The following is an 18,010-nucleotide window of genomic DNA, read 5'->3' as shown; positions in this document are numbered from 1 at the left end:
AGCCATGACACGTCGCATCATTTTTCCCGCCTTGATCGCAACGAGCGCGCTGCTGGCTGCTTGCCAGCCCATGGCGGCGCGGAAGGACGCCAATGCCGCGCCTCGCGCCGCCCAGCCTGCGCCGGCGGGGCAAGACGCCGCCATGCAGACGCGAACCGCCGCGCCTGCGGTCGAGTTCCGCCTGGCGCAGGACCGGCCGGGCGCCGATCTGCGCGAGCTGCGCATGGCCGACAAGACCTACTACTTCTTGCCGGCGCCCGCGATTACCCGCGCCGACCTGAATGCCGCCACGCCGATGAAGAGCCGTGAGGGGCAGCCTTTCGTGAGCTTGCGCTTCACGCCGCCGGGCGCGCGCAAGCTGGCGCAGATCGGTCGCCAGTATCCGGGCAAGTGGCTGGTCTTCACCATAGACGGCAGGCTGGTGGGCGTGCCGCGCATCGCAGGTTCCATGGATGAGGGCATCCTGAACCTGACGATGAATTCGGAAGAGCAGGCGATCAACGTCGCGCAAGCGATCCTGGGAGCGGCGCGCTAGCGCCGCCGTGGCCGCGTCAGCCGACCGCCCCGTAGATGCGGCGCGCGTCGGCGGCCGTGGCCAGCGGTCGGCCCAGCGCCTGCGCGCCTTGCGCGGCTTGCAGCACCAGCGCCGAATTGCCGGGCGCGGTGCTGCCGTCGCGCAGCTTCAGATTGTTTTCGAAGCCCACGCGCATATGGCCGCCGAACGCCGCCGCCGTGGTAACGCAGGCGTTCTCTTCGGGGCCGAAGGCGCAGACAGCCCAGGGCAGGGACTGGTCGTACGCGGCCAGGAAGGGCAGCAGGTCATAGGCCGAGGAGGTCTGACCCGCGCTGTAGCGGCCCAGCACGAACAGCACCGACCACGCTCCTGGCGGCACCAGGCCGCGCGCGCGCAGCGACAGCCAGCGGAGCACGTCGCCTTCGTCGTACAGGATGATCTGCGTCATGATGCGGCGTTCGGCGATCCAGGCCAGGAAATCCGCCAACTCGCTTTCCGGAATCTCCGGCACGGCGATCTCGCGCAGCCCGATGGACACGGCCTCCGGCTGCAGCTCGCGCACCAGGGCGATCTGCTCAGCCGCCTTGTAGACGCCGGCGGCTTCGCTGGTCACCTGCACCAGCAGTTCGTCGCCGACGGCGCCATGCACGGCGGCCAGGGCGTCGCGGTAGGCCTGTGCGTCCAGCAGGTGGCTGCCGTCGGGTTTGCGCACATGCATGTGCATCATGGCCGCGCCGGCATCCAGGCAGGCGCGCGCTTCACGCGCCAGGGCCTCGGCCGTGAGCGGCACGGCCGGGTGGTCGGCGGTTTTTTTGTAGGCGCCATTGGGCGCCACCGTAATGATGACGGGCGAGTCGGCCAGGGCGGCGCGGGGCAGGGGGGTGTTGCTCATGGCTTGATCTCCGGCAGTTCGGGCGCAATCAGATCCAGCCCCGCGCGCAGCAGGCGGTCGTAGCGCGCGCGTTCGGCGGCGATGGTCTCGGGCGTCCAGGCGTAGAAGCCTTCGCCCGTCTTCATGCCGTGGCGGCCGTCCTGGGCGCGTTCGGTCAGGCAGCGCGCAGGCTGGCTGGCGTTGCAGAAGGTGGGATACATGGTGGCGCCGGCCGCGGCATGCACGTCGATGCCGGCATGGTCGCGCTGCATCACGGGGCCCGCCGCCAGGAAGCGGAAGCCGAAGCCGAAGCGCACCGCCGCGTCCACGTCTTCCGGCGAGGCGATGCCGCGGTCGATCAGGTCGAAGGCCTCGCGCGACAGCGCGTGCTGCAGGCGGTTGGCCAGAAAGCCTGGCAGGTCCTGCCGCACCTTCACCGGCACGCTGCCGCAGCGCCGCATGAATTCGATCAGGGTATCCGCGCAGGCATCGTCGCTGGCCTCGCCCAGCACCACTTCGACCAGCGGCACCAGGTGCGCGGGCATGAAGAAGTGCAGGCCCAGCATGCGGCCGCGGGTGTCCAGACCCTGGCTGATGGCGCTGATCGGGAAGCTGGAACTGTTGCTGGCCAGGATGGCGTCGGGCCGGGCGCGCCGTGCCAGATCCGCGAACAGCGCCTGTTTGATGTCCAGGCGTTCGGGGATGCACTCGATGACCAGGTTCACGCTGGACCAGTCCACCTCGTCCAGGCTGGAGGCGGTGGATAGCAGGGCGGCGTTCGCTTCCCTGTCTATGGTCTTGAGGTTTTCCGCGACGCGGGCGGGCAAGCCCGACGCGCGTTCGGTATTTGATTCGATTACCGTCGTGCGGCAGGCCGCGCGGGTCAACACCACGGCCACGTCGGCTCCCATGGTGCCGCCGCCCACCACCACCGCATGCGCCGCGCCCGGATTGGGCAGCGCCATCGCGTCCGTCTGCATGGTTTGCTCCTTCATCTGTAATTTCGCTGGAGGCGAGTGTAGAGAAGCGAGTTTGATTGATGAATCAGATTTTTTGGATAGAATGATCTCTAATTTAGATCAATAACGGGGCCGCTCCCAGCATGCAGATCAATCTTTCGATGCGCGATATCGACACGACATTGGTGCTGGGCCGCACGCTCAACTTCCGCCAGGCGGCCGCGCAGCTGCACCTGTCGCAATCGGCCCTGTCCACGCAGATCCAGCGCATCGAGGATGCTCTGGGCGTGCGGCTGTTCGACCGCACCACGCGCACCGTGCGCCTCACGGCTGCAGGCGAGGTCTTCATGCAGCAGGCTGCCGCCCTGCAAGTGGCCTTCCGCGACGCCATCGCTGCCGTCAGCGGCATCGTCAACGCGGAGCAGGGCCAGGTGTCGGTGGCGGCCTTGCCTTCGATCGCCGCCCGTCTGTTGCCGCGGGTGCTGATGGCCTACCGCCAGGCCCACCCGCAGGTCGCCCTGAAGGTGCGCGATACCTTGTCGGGGCCGGCCTTCGACCTGGTGCGCGCGGGGGAGGTCGACTTCGCCCTGACTGCCGCCGATCCGCAGCATGCCGACCTGCACTACGTGCCGCTGATGTCCGACAGCTTCCTGCTGCTGATTCCCGAAGCTCATCCGCTGGCGCGCGCCCGCGGCCCGCTGCGCTGGGCCGATACCGCCGATGCGGCGCACGTGTCGATGGTGCAGCCCAGCAGCGTGCGGCAATACACCGAATGGGCCTTTCTGCAGAACCGGATCCGCTTCACGCCGGCGTTCGAGGCCGAGCACCTGACCACCATCGTCGCCATGGTCGAATGCGGCTTCGGCGTCGCGGCATTGCCTGAAATCGCCGCCGGCGCGGTGGCGCAAAATGGCATCGTGCAGCGTCCGTTGACCGGCCCGGTGGCCGAGCGTTCCATCGGCTTGGTGACGGCGCGCAACCGCAGCCTGTCGCCGGCCGCGGCGGCGTTGGTGCAGACGTTGAAGGAGTATCTGGCGGAGCAGTCGCGTTAGGTTTCGCGGCGGATTTTCGACCCGTCGCGCGCTTCTGAACGCTGCGGTTTTGATTTCAGGCAAGCGCTTGCAGCGTGTCGCTCGACAGGAAGCGCCCGGTGGTATTATCCTCAGTGCACTAACTAAATTGGAGCTGCCTCAACGTGCCGGATGTACAGAAAAAGACGACGTCCCAGAAGCGCGTCGCAACTCATAAGATGGACACCAAGATTTTCGATCCGGCCAAGCAGGTGCTTTGGTCGCGTCCCGGCTATCTGGTGCGGCGCCTGAACCAGATCCACTACGCCATGTTCTACGAGGAGTGCAAGACGCAGAACGTGACGCCGGTGCAATATGGCGTGCTGACGGCGCTGTCGCTCAGCCCCTGGCTGGACCAGACCGCGATCGGCATGGAACTGGGACTGGACCGCACCACCACCGCGGACGTGGTCAAGCGTTTGCAGGAGCGCGGCCTGGTGGAACGGCGCGTCAATCCCAACGATAAGCGCTCGCGCCAGGCCGTCATCACCCAGGAAGGCCTGCGCATCATGGGCATCTTGCAGGAAGGCATGGCGCGCGCCCAGCAGCGTCTGCTGGAACCGCTGTCCACGCGCAATCAGGAAATCTTCATGAAGCTGCTTTCCACGCTGGTGGAAGCCAACAACCAGTACAGCCGCACCACGCTCAAGCCCATGTAGGGCAGGGGCCGGCTGCGGTCCTGGCTCAGCCTTGCAGCGCGCTCGCTTGCGGCGCGCTGCGGGCGGCCTGGCCGTCGCCCAGCGTGTTGCGGACCCAGATCAGTTCCGCAGCGATAGCCACGGCGATCTCGGCCGGCGTCTTGCTGGCGATGCGCAGACCCACCGGGCCGTGCAGGCGTGCGATCTGGCTGTCGTCCAGGTCGAACAGCCGCAGCCGTTCGCGGCGCTTCTGCTGGTTGGCGCGCGAGCCCAGCGCGCCCACGTAGAACGCCGGGGATTTCAGCGCTTCCAACAAGGCCATGTCATCGAGCTTGGGGTCGTGGGTGACCGCCACGATGGCGGTGCGTTCGTCGGTGCCAATCTCCAGCACCGCGTCGTCGGGCATGCTGGTGAGCAGGGTGGTCCGGGACAGGTTCCATTCGCCGGAGAACTCCTCGCGCGGGTCGCAGACCGTGACGTGGAAATCCAGTGTGGCGGCCACGTTGGCCAGCACCTGGGCGGTCTGGTTGGCGCCGATGATGAGCAGCCGCCAGCGGGGGCCGTACACGCTGCGGAAGATGCGGCCGTCGAAGTCCGGGCCGTCGGCCGGGCCGGCGGCAGATACCGAGCTGCTGCCGTCGTGCAGATCCACGGTGCGCTGGATCAGGCGATGGCCGCGTATGGCTTCCAGCACCACGTCCAGCCATTGCGTGTCGCGCAGCGGTTCGCTGATCAGGCGCAGCGTGCCGCCGCAAGGCAGGCCGAAGCGTGCGGCCTCGTCGCGGGTGACGCCATAGGTCAGGCGGGCGGGAGCGTCTTCCAACGAGCCTTCGCGGGCGCGGCAAATCAGGTCGTCCTCGATGCAGCCGCCGGAAACCGAACCGACCATGCGGCCATCCTCGCGCAGGGCCAGCATGGCGCCGGCCTGGCGCGGGGCCGAGCCCCAGGTTTGCACCACGGTCACCAGGTGCACGCGGCTGCCCGCGGCCACCCAGTCCCGGGCATGTTGCAATACGTCCAGATCCAGAGCGTTCATCGGCTTCTCACAGGAAAAGGCCGCGACGCTGTCACGGCTTATATTCACTATACTGATCATTATGGCGAATGTCTCTAGTGTCTATCCCTACCAGGGTCCTTTGCGGGTCGGCATCCTGCTGGCCGCAGGGCAGGGCTCGCGCTATGCCGCGCAGCGGCCGGGCGCCGACAAGCTGCTGGCGCCCTTGCCGCAAGGCATGTGCGTGGCCGTGGCCAGCGCCCGGGCGCTACGCGCGGCGGTGGACCTGGTCGTGGCCGTGGTGCGTCCCGGCAGCGCTGCCTTGACCGGATTGCTGCGGGCGGAAGATTGCCAGGTGTTGGAGACGGACCGGGCGGGCGAAGGCATGGGGGCCAGCCTGGCCGCCGCGGCGCAGTATCTGCAGGGTTTGCCCGGGACGCCCGAAGCCGTGCTGGTAGCGCTGGCCGACATGCCGTGGATCCGAAGCGCCAGCCTGGAGGGCGTGCTGGACGCGCTGCGCCACGCGCCGATGGCCGCGCCTTCATACCAGGGGCAGCGTGGCCACCCGGTGGCATTCCGCGCGGAACTGCTGCCGCAGCTGGCAGCCTTGAGCGGCGACGAGGGCGCGCGGCGGCTGCTCAAACAGCCTGGTCTGCGCCTGGTAGAGGTGGATGATCCCGGCGTGTTGCGCGACGTCGACACGCCAGCCGATCTGGACGGCGCCGGCTGAGCGCCGCCTGCTGGCAAGGCCGCTTTGGCGGCCTTTTTTTGCGGTCTTTGGGTTCTTGAGACGCCCGGCGCGGCGTGGCGCCCTGCGTCCGATGCCGCTTTATTCCGTCACCCGCCGCGTCTGGCGAGGCAATTCCCCGAAACGTTCCCGGCAGTACTCCGAGAACCTTTTTTTCGCCCCTCGGGATTTCCCTTATTTGTCAGTACGCTGACTATAAAGTCAGTATACTGACGTAAATTCGGAAGCCCTCGCAGGGCTGTTCCCAATGGGAAAGCGGCTGCGCGCGATTCCGGTATTTCCGCTGTAATAGTCAGTGTACTGATAAACAATGCTGACGCGCCGTGGCAGGACAGGGTCCGGGCCATCAAACTGGGAGTAGGGGAATGAGCAAAGTACGCAAGATCGCGTTTGAGGAGCACTACACCGCGGTCGGATTCAAAGACTATTCGAAGAGCTTCGCGCAGCACATCGATCCCGCCGTGCTGGCCGACCTGGCCGCGCGCCTGGTGGACTTCGACGAGGTCCGGCTGGGTGAAATGGACCGCGGCGGTATCGATTACGTCATCCTGTCGCAGACCGGACCGGGCGTGCAGGCCGAAGCCGATGCCGCCGTCGCGTTGCGCCGCGCCAAGGAAAACAACGATTTCCTGGTCGAGCAGGTCGCCCGGCACCCGACGCGCTATGGCGCCTTCGCTACCGTGCCCATGCACGATCCGCTGGTCGCCGCCGCCGAACTGGAACGCTGCGTCAAGCAACTGGGCTTCAAGGGCGCCCTGATCAACGGCCACACCAATGGCGTGTACTACGACGGTCGCGCCTACGATCCGTTCTGGGAAAAAGTGCAGGAACTGGACGTGCCTGTCTATCTGCACCCGTCGGACCCCTACGTCGTTCCGCAGGCCTACTCGGGCCATCCCGAACTGGTGGGCGCGTGCTGGGGCTGGGGCGTCGAAACCGCCACCCATGCGTTGCGGCTGCTGTTCGGCGGCGTGTTCGACCGCTACCCCGGCGTCAAGCTGATCCTCGGCCACATGGGCGAGGGCCTGCCGTTCCTGCGCTGGCGCTTCGACAGCCGCTTCGCGGTGTATTCGCACGGCATCAAGCTGGCGCGCGCGCCCTCCGAATACCTGGGCAGCAACATCCTCATCACCACCTCGGGCGTCTGTTCGCCTCCCACGCTGATGGCCGCCATTGCCGAAATGGGTCGCGAGGCGGTGATGTTCTCGGTGGACTATCCCTATGAATCGACCGCGCTGGCGGTGGAATTCATCGAGCAGACGCCGATGGACGATGCGACCCGCGAACTGATCTGCAACGGCAACGCGCGGCGCCTGTTCAAACTCTGAGCCCAGCCTGGGAGACTGACATGAGCAACTTCCTGTACGGTGGCAACGTCCACGCCAACGGCATCCGCCAGCATTACCTGCGCTACGGCGGCGAACGCGGCGCGGGGCGCGATCCGGTCATCATCGTGCCGGGCATCACCAGCCCGGCGGTCACCTGGGGCTTCGTGGGCGAGCGCTTCGGCCAGTCCTTCGACACCTACGTGCTGGACGTGCGCGGCCGCGGCCTGTCGGAAGCCGGCGCGGAGCTGGACTACAGCCTGGATGCGCAGGCCGCCGACGTGCTGGCCTTTGCCGAGGCGCTGGGCCTGGCGCGCTACAGCGTGGTCGGCCATTCGATGGGAGGCCGCATCGGCGTGCGCGCCGGACGCGGCAAGCCTGCCGGCCTGAGCCGTCTGGTCCTGGTGGATCCGCCGGTGTCGGGACCCGGCCGCCGGCCGTATCCCGCCAAGCTGCCCTGGTACGTCGACTCCATGGCGCAGGCGCGCCTGGGCATGGACGCCGAAGCCATGCGCGCGTTCTGCCCGACCTGGACCGAGGAGCAGCGCCAGCTGCGCGCCGAATGGCTGCACACCTGCGACGAGCGCGCCATCATCCAGAGCTTCGAGGCGTTCCAGAGCGACGACATCCACGCCGACCTGTCGCTGCTGGACGTACCGGTCCTGCTGATCACGGCGGAGCGGGGCGATGTGGTGCTGGACGCCGACGTGGCCGAGATCCAGCGGCTGGCGCCCGGCACGCAGCATCACCGCGTGCCCGCAGCGGGCCACATGATTCCGTGGGACAACGAGGAAGGCTTCTATGCGGCCTTCGGCGACTTCCTGGGCGCGCCGTTGGCGCGTACCTAAAGAGCGGCCCCGTCTAGCAAGGAGGGCATCATGCCTATAAGCGATTATGAAATGGTGAAGGCCTGGCAGCAGGTGCTGACCCTGTCCAAGCTGCAAGCGGGGCAGACCGTCACGGTGCTGACCAGCGCGGCGACCCACCCGCAAACCCTGGCCACGGCGCTGATTGCGACGCAAGCCATGGGCGCCATTGTGAACCGCCTGGACCTGCCGCCCATCAACGGCGAGCGGGCGCTGAGCCGGGATTCGCTGGCCTACCTGGGCACCACGCCGCTGACCGGCAACAAGGCCGCGATCGCGGCGCTGAAGGAAAGCGACCTGGTGCTGGACCTGATGACGCTGCTGTTCTCGCCGGAACAGCACGAGATCCTGGCCACGGGTACCAAGATCCTGCTGGCGGTGGAGCCGCCGGAAGTGCTGGCGCGCCTGGTGCCGACCGAGGCTGACCGCGCCCGGGTCAAGGCGGCGGCCGCGCGCATTGGTGCGGCGCGCGAGATGAGCGTGGTATCGGATGCGGGCACGGACCTGCGCTGCCCGCTGGGCGAATTCCCGGCCATCAGCGAATACGGCTTCGTCGACGAGCCGGGCCGCTGGGACCATTGGCCTAGCGGTTTCGTGCTGACCTGGCCGAACGAAGGTGGCGCCCACGGCAAGATCGTGATCGACGTGGGCGACATCCTGTTGCCGCAGAAGCTCTACGTGCGCTCGGCCATCGAACTGACGGTCGAAAACGGCTATGCCACGCGCATCGACGGCGGCGTGGACGCGGAACTGCTGCGCGAGTACGTGGCCTCGTTCAAGGACCCGGAAGCCTACGCGATTTCGCACATAGGCTGGGGCCTGCAGCCGCGCGCGCACTGGACCACGCTGGGCCTGTACGACCGCGAAGCCACCATAGGCATGGACGCGCGGGCCTACGAGGGCAACTTCCTGTTCTCGCTCGGACCCAACAACGAGGCTGGCGGCAACCGGACCACCACCTGCCACATCGACATTCCGCTGCGCGCCTGCACGGTGCGGCTGGACGGGGAAGACGTGGTGCGCCAGGGCAAGGTGCTGGACGGCGGCGGCCCCCAGGCTTAAGCACGCAATCACTGCTCAAGGAGTTCCAACCATGAATGACGATATCTCCGCCTACGAACGCCAGGGCTTCGGCGCGGCCATGGCGCCCAAGCCGCCCTATGGCCTGCTGATCGTGGACCTGGTCAACGGCTTTGCCGATCCGGCGGTGTTCGGCGGCGGCAATATCCCCCAGGCCATCGAGCAGACGACGGGCCTGCTGGCACATGCGCGCAAGCAGGGCTGGCCGGTGGCGCACAGCCGCATCGTGTTCGCCGACGACGACGCGGACCACAATATCTTCACCTTGAAGGTACCGGGGATGCTGACCCTGAAGGAAGCGGATCACAACAGCGCCATTGTGCCGCAGCTCACGCCGGCGGCCGGCGAACTGGTGGTGCGCAAGACGGTGCCCTCGGCGTTCTTCGGCACCAGCCTGGCGGCCTGGCTGTCGCAGCGCGGCGTGCAGACGCTGCTGGTGGCGGGCGCGGTCACCAGCGGCTGCGTGCGGGCCAGCGTGGTGGACGCCATGCAGTACGGCTTCCGGCCGCTGGTGGTGTCGGACTGCGTGGGCGACCGCGCCATCGGCCCGCATGACGCCAATCTCTTCGACATGCAGCAGAAGTACGCCACCGTGTTGACGCGCGACGAGGCCGTGCGCGCCACGCAGGCTTGAACTGGTTTCGCCTGCGGGAAAAAAAGGGTTGCGCCTCGCGGTGCAACCCTTTTTTATCGACCTCGCGCTTGCTAAACGGGGTAGACCAGATCGTTGGCCAGGATGGTAGTGTCGTACACCACCTGCCGTTCCTTCAGCTTGAGCACGCCGTCCTGCCGCGTGTGGCGGTCGTAGTAGGTGCCGGCCAGGTGCAGCGTGGTGGGACCTTCGACCAGGGTCTGCATCAGCATGAACGCAGCCTGGGACTCGATCTCGCCGTCGGCGGATTCGCTGATGACGCGGGTATTGCTGACCAGGTGCAGCATGTAGCGCGGGGCGAACATCTGGGTGCGCGAGATGGCCACGGCGCGGTCGTGCATCATGGCCCGGCCCTCGGAGTACACCAGGCCGACGGGCAGGCCCAGCTCGGCATTCTCGCGCGCGGTGACGCGGTACAGGCCGTCCTCGGTGAAGAAGTCCGGCCAGGCCTCGACCTGGCCCGCGTCCAGGGCGGCGCAGTAGTCGGCGTGGAATTCCTCGATTTCCTGGCGTAGCGCGATGGCGCGCGCGGGGTCGATCTTGCGGGGGGAGTATTCGAATCGGGTTCTCATGTTTCCTGGTTCCTGCCTCAGAAGCCCATCACGCCGCGGTAATAGCTATACATGGAGCGGATCGCGGCTTCCGAGATCAGCGTGTTGGAGGTGCCTTGCTTGCCGGATTCCAGCTTCAGCACGTTGACGTCGGTGCTGGCGCGGCGCACGCCTTCCTGCACGAACTTCATGGCTTCGTTGTCTTCCAGGCCGAGGAACCCGGCCGGGCCCATCAGATTGCCCTGGCGCAGGCGGTGGCGCTCCATCTCGGGCGTGTCGTCTTCGTAGCCGAACATGGTCCATTGCATGATCATGCTGTCGGGGCCGTTGGGCACGATCTGGCGCACGCCCAAGGTGTTCATTTCGCGCTGCACGATCAGGTTGGGCCATACCGTCTGCATGGTGACCGACCAGGGCGAATCGAACTCCTTGACGAATTCCAGGAAGCGGTCGTCCTGCAGGTGCAGGCCGTCATGGAAGGAGCGCATTTCCTTCTTGTTCTCTTCGCTGACGCTGGCGTACTTGTCCTCGCTCTTGGCCGAGGCCATGGTGCCGTGGCGGCCGTGCACCGGATCGACCAGCATGGCGGACTTGTTGCCGGCCACCAACAGGCCGAACACCACCAGGAAAGAATGCAGCAGGGTCGCGTGGTACGGGTCCTTCAGGTTCTCGTGGTACATCTTCCAGTTGCACGGCAGCTCGTTGCGGTAGTAGCCGTGGATCTTGAGCTTCTTGCCCGGGAAGACGGTGTCGAAGTCGGCCAGGATCTCGGGCGTCAGGTATTCCTCGATCGGTTCGACCTCATCGCTGTAGGACGCGAAGATGACGCCGTTGCGCGTGGTGACGCGCAGCTTGCGCAGGCCGTGCTCTTCGTTCTTGAAGTCCTTGGGCATGCCGCCCTCGCGGTTCACGCCGCGCTTGAACGGGATGCCCTGCAGATTGCCCTTCAGGTCGTAGGACCACTGGTGATACGGGCAGACGAATTCCTTGGCGTTGCCCTGGCTGTTGCGGCAGAACTCCGCGCCGCGGTGGGCGCAGCGGTTTTCGAAGACATTGACCGAGCCGTCCTCGGCGCGCGACACCACTACCGGGGTCGGGCCGACGTAGGACCGCTTGTAGTCGCCCGGATTCGGCAGTTCGGCTTCCAGGGCTACGTAGTTCCAGGTCTTGCCGCGGAAGATCTTCTCCACTTCCTGGTCGTAGACGGCGCGGCTGGTGTAGACCCAGTCCGGAATGTAGTGCAGCGCGTCTTCCGGCCAGACACAGTCAGCCAGGGCGGCGTCCTTGGACGCCACCGTGAGGCCGATGACGGTTTGTGATTGATACATGAAAAGCTCCTGTCGATGCGGGGGCGGTATTACGTTTCAGGACGTGGCGGCGCTTTGCTGGCAGGCCTTCACCAATGGCTTGAGCGCCACGGATTCGTCGGCATAGCGCTGCGGGTCGATGGCTATGCCTTGTTCGAACAGCACGCGCAGCTGGCGCAGGTCGCCGCCGGCATTGATGGCGATGGCGTGCACCGGCACGCCGTCGCGGTGGCCCAGCCAGATGAACTTGGGCGCCTCGGCCTGGACCTGGGGAACGCCGCGGCAGGCGTAGACCAGGTCCGGCTGGGGCAGGCCCAGCATCTGCACGTTGCAGCCGTATTGGTCGGTCCAGAACCAGGGATAGGGTTCGGCGGGCGCGGGCCGGTCCAGCATGCCGGCCGCGGCCGCGCGCGCCTGCTCATTGGCGTTCTGCCAGGACTCCAGCCGCAGCGCCATGTTCAGGTGGCGGCGGTGCTGGCTGGCGCAATCGCCGGCAGCGTAAATATAGGGATCGCTGCTGCGGCAGGCGGCGTCCACCGCGATGCCGCCGTTGGCCGGGTCCAGTGTCAGGCCGGCCTGGGCGGCCAGCGAGACTTCCGGCACCAGGCCGATGGCCACCACCACGACGTCGGCCTCTATCGGGGAGGCGTCCTGCAGTTCTATCGTGAAGCGCGCCTGATGTCGGACCGCGTCGTCCGCATGAGGCTGCCAGTCGCTGCGGGCGATCCGCGCGCCCAGGCGCAGGTCCACGCCGGCATGGCGGGCGCGTTCGGCCAGCCAATCGGACAGCGCCGGCGGCAGCACCCGTTCCAGCAGGCGCGGCGCGCTTTCCAGGACGGTGACCGCGGCGCCCAGGGCGCGCGCGGTGGACGCCACCTCCAGGCCGAGGAAGCCGCCGCCAATGACGGCGACGCGCGCCTGCGGCGTGAGGCCGGCGCGTAGCGCGGCGGCGTCATCCAGCGTCCTGATGTAGTGCACGCCCGGCGTGCCGCGCGGCAGGCTGGGCAGTTCGCGCGCGCGGCCGCCGGTGGCGAGCAGGCAGCGGCTGTAGGGGAGGGCGCTGCCATCGGCCAGCCGGACCAGGCGGCGGGCGGCGTCGATGGCCTGTGCTTCGGTGCCGGTCAGCAGGGTGATGCGTTGCTGTACGTAGAAGTCGCCGGCATGCACCGCCGTCTGGCCGTGCGCGTCGGCCGCTTGCAGCACGGCCTTGGACAGCGGCGGGCGCTCGTAGGGCGCATGCGCTTCCTGGCCGATCAGCGTGATGGGGCCGTCGTGGCCCAGGTCGCGCAGCGTGGCGGCCGCCACCGCGCCGGTCTGGCCGGCGCCGATGATGAGGATCGGATCTGCGTCGGTCATGGTCAGCCTTGCAGATTGGCGTAGATATCCTGGCCTTCGACCTTGACCGGATAGACGCGGATGCCGCTGGTGGCGGGTGCGCACATGGCCTGGCCCGTGCGGATGTCGAACCTGGCCTGGTGCAGCGGGCATTCGATGCAGCCGTCTTCCAGATAGCCGTCGGACAGCAGCGCGTAGGCGTGCGTACAGACGTTGTCGGAGGCGTAGAACTCGCCTTCGCTGCGATACAGCGCAAGCTGCTTTTCGCCGGCCGCGACGGGGATCACCTCGTCGTCGTCGGTCAATTGGTCGGTAGAGGCAATGCGGATCCAGTTCATATCAACTCGCTCGTCAGTATGCTGAGTAATTGTCGTCAGTGTACTGCCTAAAAAAACAAGTCAGGAGCTAGGGATTTCCCCGACAGGTGGCAGGTCGGAAGGCGGCGGAGCGGGCCTATTATGCACGCCGCTTGCGGCCCGCGACTGTGGCCGGCCGCTATATGTAAGGAGTACCCCCAAACAGCCGTCTGGCCAATGGAAAAGTTTTGTCGAAATGAGTGGAAACCCAGGCGTTACGCGGGTGTCGGCAGTGGGGATTTACCTTGTTGACACTCAAAATTACTGTCAGTATGCTGATCAACAATTCAGTGTGCTAACGTTTTTTTCGGATGTACGCGAGTGGCGTTGGCATGAGTTGAGGCGGGTCCAAGGGGACTCAATCGAACCAGATCGGGAGCAATGAATGCAACGACGCCGTTTCCTCGCACAAGCCGCCGGCGCAGCCGGCGCGGGCCTCGCCACCGTCGGCATGCCTGCCATCGCGCAATCCGCGCCGTCGGTGCGCTGGCGCATGTCCACCAGCTGGCCCAAGAGCTTGGACACCATCTACGGCTCGGCCGAGGATCTCTGCAAGCGCGTGGCGCAACTGACCGAAGGCAAGTTCGAGATCCGCGCCTTTCCCGGCGGTGAACTGGTGCCGGCCGCGCAGAACATGGACGCGGTCAGCAACGGCACGGTGGAATGCAATCACGTGCTGAGCACGGCCTACATCGGCAAGAACACCGCGCTGACCTTCGACACCGGCCTGTCCTTCGGCCTGAGCGCCCGCCAGCACAACGCCTGGATTCACTACGGCGGCGGCCTGGCGATGCTGCGCGCCCTCTATAAGAAGTACAACATCGTCAACCACGTCTGTGGCAACGTCGGTGTGCAGATGGGCGGCTGGTACCGCAAGGAGATCAAGTCGGTTGCCGACCTGAAGGGCCTGAACATGCGCATCGGCGGCATCGGCGGCATGGTGCTGTCCAAGCTGGGCGCGGTGCCGCAGCAGATTCCGCCGGGCGACATCTATCCGGCGCTGGAAAAGGGCACCATCGACGCAGCCGAATGGATCGGTCCCTACGACGACGAGAAGCTGGGCTTCAACAAGGTGGCGCCGTACTACTACTCGCCGGGCTGGTTCGAAGGCAGCGCGTCCATCACCAGCATGGTGCATGACAAGGCCTGGGAAGCCTTGCCCCCGGCCTACCAGGCGGCGTTCGAGGCAGCGGCCGGCGAACAGACCATGCGCATGCTGGCCCACTATGACGCGCGCAATCCGCTGGCGCTGCGCAAGCTGATCGCCGGCGGCGCCAAGGTCAGCTTCTTCCCCAAGGAAGTGATGGACGCGGCGTACAACGCCTCGCAGGAGCTGTGGACGGAGCTCTCGGCCAAGAACCCCGATTTCGCCGCGATCTTCCCCGACTGGAAGAAATTCCAGGCCGAGCAGGCGGGCTGGTTCCGCGTGGCTGAAAGCCCACTGGACAACTACACCTTCGCCGCCGTGGCGAAGGCCCAGGCCAAGTAACAAGCAGGAGACAAAGGGTAGTCATGACGACAGCAAACGCCGATACGCACGGCCGGCCAGGCAAGCCGCAGGGAGTGGGCGCGCGGGTGCCGCGCAAGGAGGACGCGCGCCATCTGCACGGCAAGGGCAATTTCGTGGCCGACATGGCCATGCCCGGGCTTAGCGAGGTGGCCTTCCTGCGCAGTCCGCTGGCGCATGCGCGCATCACCGCGGTGCGCGTGGCCGGGCAGATCGCGGACAAGGCGTTTGTGCGTCAGGCCATGGCCGACGCGCGCGACATCGTGGCGGATTCCACGCTGCCCAGCTACCAGGTCTCGGCCCAGCCGCCGCTGGCCTCGGGCAAGGTGCGCTTCGTGGGAGAGCCCATCGCCATGGTGTTCGCGCCGACCCGGGCCGAAGCCGAGGACTACGCCGAGCTGATCGAGGTCGACTATGACGACCTGCCGGTGTATGCGGACGTGGTCAGCGCTCAGGCCGCTCAGGGCGATTTCGTGCACGAGCAATGGCGCGACAACGTCTTCGTCACGCTCAACGTCGACAAGCAGTTCGATGAACTGGCGGCGCAGGCGGATGTGGTCGTGCGCCGCAAGATCGACCTGTCGCGCCAGTGCATGGTGCCGATGGAAGGCAAGGCGGTTCTGGCCTACTGGGACCATCAGGCCGACCAGCTGGTGGTGGTCAGCGCCACCCAGGTGCCGCACATGATCCGCAGCGTGCTGGCCCAGTGCCTGGACCTGGAGCAGGGCCGGGTGCGGGTAGTGTCGCCGGACGTGGGCGGGGCATTCGGCTACAAGTGCGTGCTGCAGCAGGAAGAACTGTGCGTGGCCTGGCTGGCCAAGACCTTCAAGAAACCGTTCCGCTTCATTGAAGACCGCCGCGAGCACCTGACCGCGGGCGCGAATTCGCGCGAACACCATTACGAGATGGTGGCCTACGCCGACCGCCGCGGCAAGCTGCTGGCGCTGGACGCCAAGATCACCATCGACGGCGGGGCCTATTCGGTCTGGCCGTTCACCATCGGCCTGGAACCGGGCCAGGCCATCGGCAACCTGCCGGGGCCGTACGCCTTCAAGGGCTATCGCTGCGTGACGCGGGCGGTGGCCACCAACAAGCCGGGCTTCGTGCCCTATCGCGGCGTGGCGCGCACCGGCGTGTGCTTCGCCATCGAACTGACGATGGACGCGATCGCCCGCGAGGTCGGGCGCGAACCTTGGGAAGTCCGCCAGGAGAACCTGGTGCAGGGCGAGCAGATGCCCTATGTCAACGTCACTGGCAAGCATCTGGACAGCGGCGACTATCCCGCCAGCCTGCAGCAGGCCATGGACATGATAGGCGTGGACGCCATCCGCCAGCGCCAGCGTCAGGGCGAGGCCGACGGCCGCCTCATCGGCGTGGGCCTGGCGACGTACACCGAGCAGGCCGCTCACGGCACTTCGGTGTTCGCGGCCTGGGGCACGCCCGTGATTCCGGGCTTCGACCAGGCCACGGCGCGGGTCACCCCGGACGGCGGGCTGGAGCTGCGGGTCGGCGTGCATTCGCACGGACAGGGCATGGAAACCACTTTCGCCCAGATCGCCAACGAGATCCTGGGCGTGGACGTGGCCAGCATCAAGCTGCTGCACGGCGATACCGGGCAGACGCCATTCTCCACCGGGACCTACGCTTCGCGTTCGCTGGTGATGTCCGGCGGCGCCGTGTCGCAGGCCTGCAAGCGCCTGCTGCCGCGGCTCACGCATATCGGCGCGCATTTGTTGCAGGCCGATCCGGCCAGCGTGGCCTGGAACGGCGACCGCCTGGAAGCGGGCGGCAAGTCGGTGTCGGTCAAGGACGTGGCCGACGCCTGGTATCTGCGGCCGCAATTGTTGCCGTCCGACGTGGACCCCAGCGGCCTGGAAGTCACCGTGGGCTACAAGCCCAAGGTCGACACCGGCTGTTTCACCTACGCCACCCATGCGGCGGTGGTGGCGGTGGATCCGGGCACGGGCGGCGTGGAGATCCTGGATTATGTGGTGGTGGAGGACTGCGGGACCATGATCAACCCCATGGTGGTCGAAGGCCAGACCATAGGCGGCGTGGCCCAGGGCATAGGCACCGCCTTCTACGAAGAAACGCCTTACGACGACAACGGCCAGCCGCTGGCCTCGACCCTGGCGGACTACATGCTGCCGGGCGCCACCGAAGTTCCCAACATGCGCCTGCACCATTTCGAGACGCCGTCGCCGCATACGGAATTCGGCGCCAAGGGCATGGGCGAGGGCGGCGCCATCGCGCCGCCGGCAGTGCTGTTCAACGCGGTCAACGACGCCTTGCGTCCGCTGGGCGCGGTCGAACTGCTGCGCACGCCGCTGTCGCCGACCCGGGTGCTGGCCGCCATTGCAGAGGGCAGCCGCAAGACCGCAACCGTTGTCGCGGAGGTGACGGCATGAAGGCGGCCGCATTCGAATACACCCGTCCGGACACGCTGCAGGACGCCTTGCGGGCGCTGCGCGGGCATGAAGGCCGCGCCAAGCTCATGGCCGGCGGCCAATCGCTGGGGCCGATGCTGAACCTGCGCCTGGCGCGTCCGCCGGTCGTCATCGACATTTCCGGCCTGTCCGAGCTGCGCACGGTCTCGCGCAAGGACGGCAAGCTGCGCGTGGGCGCGGCCGTGACCCATGCCGAGATCGAGGACGGCGTGCACGAACTGCTGCGCGGAACACCCTTGCAACAAGTGGCGCCGGGCATCGCCTATCGCGCCATCCGCAACCGCGGCACGCTGGGCGGCAGCCTGGCGCATGCCGATCCGGCGGCCGACTGGGTGCTGACCGTGGTCGGTCTGGGCGCGACGCTGGAGATCGCGGGGCTCGACGGCGTACGCATGCTGCCGGCGGAAGACTACATGCAGGGCGCCTACACCACCGGGCTGCGCGAAGACGAGCTGATCGCCGCCGTGCACATACCGGAAGGCGGGCCGCAGGCGCGCTGGGGCTATTACAAGTTCTGCCGCAAGACCGGTGAGTTCGCCGAGGCCAGTTGCGCCGCCTGGTTCGATCCGTCTGCGAAGACGGCGCGCATCGCGGTGGGGGCCCTGGACGGCGCGCCCAGACTACTGCCCCAACTGGCCGCGCGCATCGCGCAGCAGGGACTGGCGGGCCTGGACGAGACGCTGCTGGCCAGCGAGCTGGCCGGCGTCATGCAGGACAAGGACGAACACCATCGCAAGCTGCACGGGACCGCGGTGACGCGCTGCCTGGCGCAGGCTCTGGGTTGACAGGA

General features: G+C 67.0%; 18 protein-coding genes. 11 read left to right on the top strand and 7 right to left on the bottom strand.

Annotated elements, in window-relative coordinates:
* Positions 1–4: 4 nt before the first annotated feature.
* A complete protein-coding gene (locus IPU70_RS09880; protein ID WP_207466882.1) occupies positions 5–535 on the top strand; it encodes a hypothetical protein in 531 nt (176 codons plus the stop codon).
* Between the two features lie 16 nt (positions 536–551).
* On the opposite strand, the gene IPU70_RS09875 is transcribed toward IPU70_RS09880, so the two are convergent.
* Positions 552–1,406, bottom strand: a complete 855-nt coding sequence (locus IPU70_RS09875) for a 3-keto-5-aminohexanoate cleavage protein (protein ID WP_207466880.1) — start codon at positions 1,404–1,406, stop codon at positions 552–554.
* Positions 1,403–2,365 (bottom strand): 3-hydroxyacyl-CoA dehydrogenase family protein, encoded by a 963-nt coding sequence (locus IPU70_RS09870; protein WP_207466878.1) that lies wholly within the window; start codon positions 2,363–2,365, stop codon positions 1,403–1,405. Before IPU70_RS09870 ends, IPU70_RS09875 begins: the two co-directional genes overlap by 4 nt.
* Before the next feature lie 122 nt (positions 2,366–2,487).
* Between IPU70_RS09870 and IPU70_RS09865 the strand changes: the two genes are divergently transcribed.
* Together IPU70_RS09865 and IPU70_RS09860 are read left to right on the top strand one after the other, a co-directional pair.
* Positions 2,488–3,396 (top strand): LysR family transcriptional regulator, encoded by a 909-nt coding sequence (locus IPU70_RS09865; RefSeq protein ID WP_207466876.1) that lies wholly within the window; start codon positions 2,488–2,490, stop codon positions 3,394–3,396.
* Between the two features lie 209 nt (positions 3,397–3,605).
* Positions 3,606–4,073 carry a MarR family winged helix-turn-helix transcriptional regulator gene (locus tag IPU70_RS09860; protein WP_371818898.1) on the top strand — a complete coding sequence of 156 codons (468 nt, stop codon included), beginning with the start codon at positions 3,606–3,608 and terminating at the stop codon, positions 4,071–4,073.
* 25 nt (positions 4,074–4,098) lie between these two features.
* Here the strand turns inward: IPU70_RS09860 and IPU70_RS09855 are convergent, their stop codons facing one another.
* On the bottom strand, positions 4,099–5,088 hold the full coding sequence (locus tag IPU70_RS09855) for an XdhC family protein (protein ID WP_207466874.1): 990 nt from the start codon (positions 5,086–5,088) through the stop codon (positions 4,099–4,101).
* A gap of 61 nt (positions 5,089–5,149) precedes the next feature.
* Between IPU70_RS09855 and IPU70_RS09850 the strand changes: the two genes are divergently transcribed.
* From IPU70_RS09850 to IPU70_RS09830, 5 genes are all read left to right on the top strand, one after another.
* Positions 5,150–5,776 (top strand): NTP transferase domain-containing protein, encoded by a 627-nt coding sequence (locus IPU70_RS09850; RefSeq protein WP_207466872.1) that lies wholly within the window; start codon positions 5,150–5,152, stop codon positions 5,774–5,776.
* A gap of 383 nt (positions 5,777–6,159) precedes the next feature.
* Entirely contained in the window at positions 6,160–7,122 is a 963-nt protein-coding gene (locus IPU70_RS09845; RefSeq protein ID WP_207466871.1) for an amidohydrolase family protein, read from the top strand.
* A 20-nt stretch (positions 7,123–7,142) separates the two neighbouring features.
* A complete protein-coding gene (locus tag IPU70_RS09840; protein WP_207466869.1) occupies positions 7,143–7,967 on the top strand; it encodes an alpha/beta fold hydrolase in 825 nt (274 codons plus the stop codon).
* 30 nt (positions 7,968–7,997) lie between these two features.
* The gene (locus IPU70_RS09835) at positions 7,998–9,047 is read left to right on the top strand and encodes a 2,5-dihydroxypyridine 5,6-dioxygenase (RefSeq protein ID WP_207466867.1); all 1,050 of its coding nucleotides are present in this window, start codon (positions 7,998–8,000) and stop codon (positions 9,045–9,047) included.
* Positions 9,048–9,078: 31 nt separating this feature from the next.
* Positions 9,079–9,699: an N-carbamoylsarcosine amidohydrolase gene (locus IPU70_RS09830; RefSeq protein WP_207466865.1), complete on the top strand. Its 621-nt coding sequence runs from the start codon at positions 9,079–9,081 to the stop codon at positions 9,697–9,699.
* 71 nt (positions 9,700–9,770) lie between these two features.
* Here the strand turns inward: IPU70_RS09830 and IPU70_RS09825 are convergent, their stop codons facing one another.
* Genes IPU70_RS09825 through IPU70_RS09810 form a run of 4 tightly spaced genes read right to left on the bottom strand, consistent with a single transcriptional unit; the run spans position 9,771 to position 13,248 of the window.
* Positions 9,771–10,289 carry an aromatic-ring-hydroxylating dioxygenase subunit beta gene (locus IPU70_RS09825; protein WP_207466863.1) on the bottom strand — a complete coding sequence of 173 codons (519 nt, stop codon included), beginning with the start codon at positions 10,287–10,289 and terminating at the stop codon, positions 9,771–9,773.
* A 17-nt stretch (positions 10,290–10,306) separates the two neighbouring features.
* Positions 10,307–11,596: an aromatic ring-hydroxylating dioxygenase subunit alpha gene (locus IPU70_RS09820; RefSeq protein ID WP_207466861.1), complete on the bottom strand. Its 1,290-nt coding sequence runs from the start codon at positions 11,594–11,596 to the stop codon at positions 10,307–10,309.
* Between the two features lie 36 nt (positions 11,597–11,632).
* The gene (locus IPU70_RS09815) at positions 11,633–12,931 is read right to left on the bottom strand and encodes an NAD(P)/FAD-dependent oxidoreductase (protein ID WP_207466859.1); all 1,299 of its coding nucleotides are present in this window, start codon (positions 12,929–12,931) and stop codon (positions 11,633–11,635) included.
* Between the two features lie 2 nt (positions 12,932–12,933).
* A complete protein-coding gene (locus IPU70_RS09810) occupies positions 12,934–13,248 on the bottom strand; it encodes a non-heme iron oxygenase ferredoxin subunit (RefSeq protein ID WP_013393112.1) in 315 nt (104 codons plus the stop codon).
* A 403-nt stretch (positions 13,249–13,651) separates the two neighbouring features.
* Between IPU70_RS09810 and IPU70_RS09805 the strand changes: the two genes are divergently transcribed.
* From IPU70_RS09805 to IPU70_RS09795, 3 genes are read left to right on the top strand one after another with little or no spacing between them, the layout of a single operon-like run.
* Positions 13,652–14,755, top strand: a complete 1,104-nt coding sequence (locus tag IPU70_RS09805; protein WP_013393113.1) for a TRAP transporter substrate-binding protein — start codon at positions 13,652–13,654, stop codon at positions 14,753–14,755.
* Between the two features lie 23 nt (positions 14,756–14,778).
* On the top strand, positions 14,779–17,181 hold the full coding sequence (locus IPU70_RS09800; protein WP_207466857.1) for a xanthine dehydrogenase family protein molybdopterin-binding subunit: 2,403 nt from the start codon (positions 14,779–14,781) through the stop codon (positions 17,179–17,181).
* The gene (locus tag IPU70_RS09795) at positions 17,178–18,005 is read left to right on the top strand and encodes a xanthine dehydrogenase family protein subunit M (RefSeq protein ID WP_207466855.1); all 828 of its coding nucleotides are present in this window, start codon (positions 17,178–17,180) and stop codon (positions 18,003–18,005) included. The genes IPU70_RS09800 and IPU70_RS09795 overlap by 4 nt, the downstream gene beginning before the upstream one ends.
* The last annotated feature ends 5 nt before the right edge of the window (positions 18,006–18,010 follow it).

Origin of the sequence: Achromobacter sp. SD115 (genome assembly GCF_017355315.1) — a bacterium.
In the GTDB taxonomy this organism is placed as follows: Bacteria; Pseudomonadota; Gammaproteobacteria; order Burkholderiales; family Burkholderiaceae_B; genus Achromobacter; species Achromobacter xylosoxidans_B.
Note: the sequence above shows the minus strand (reverse complement) of the source record. Positions and strands in the feature narration are given on the sequence as shown.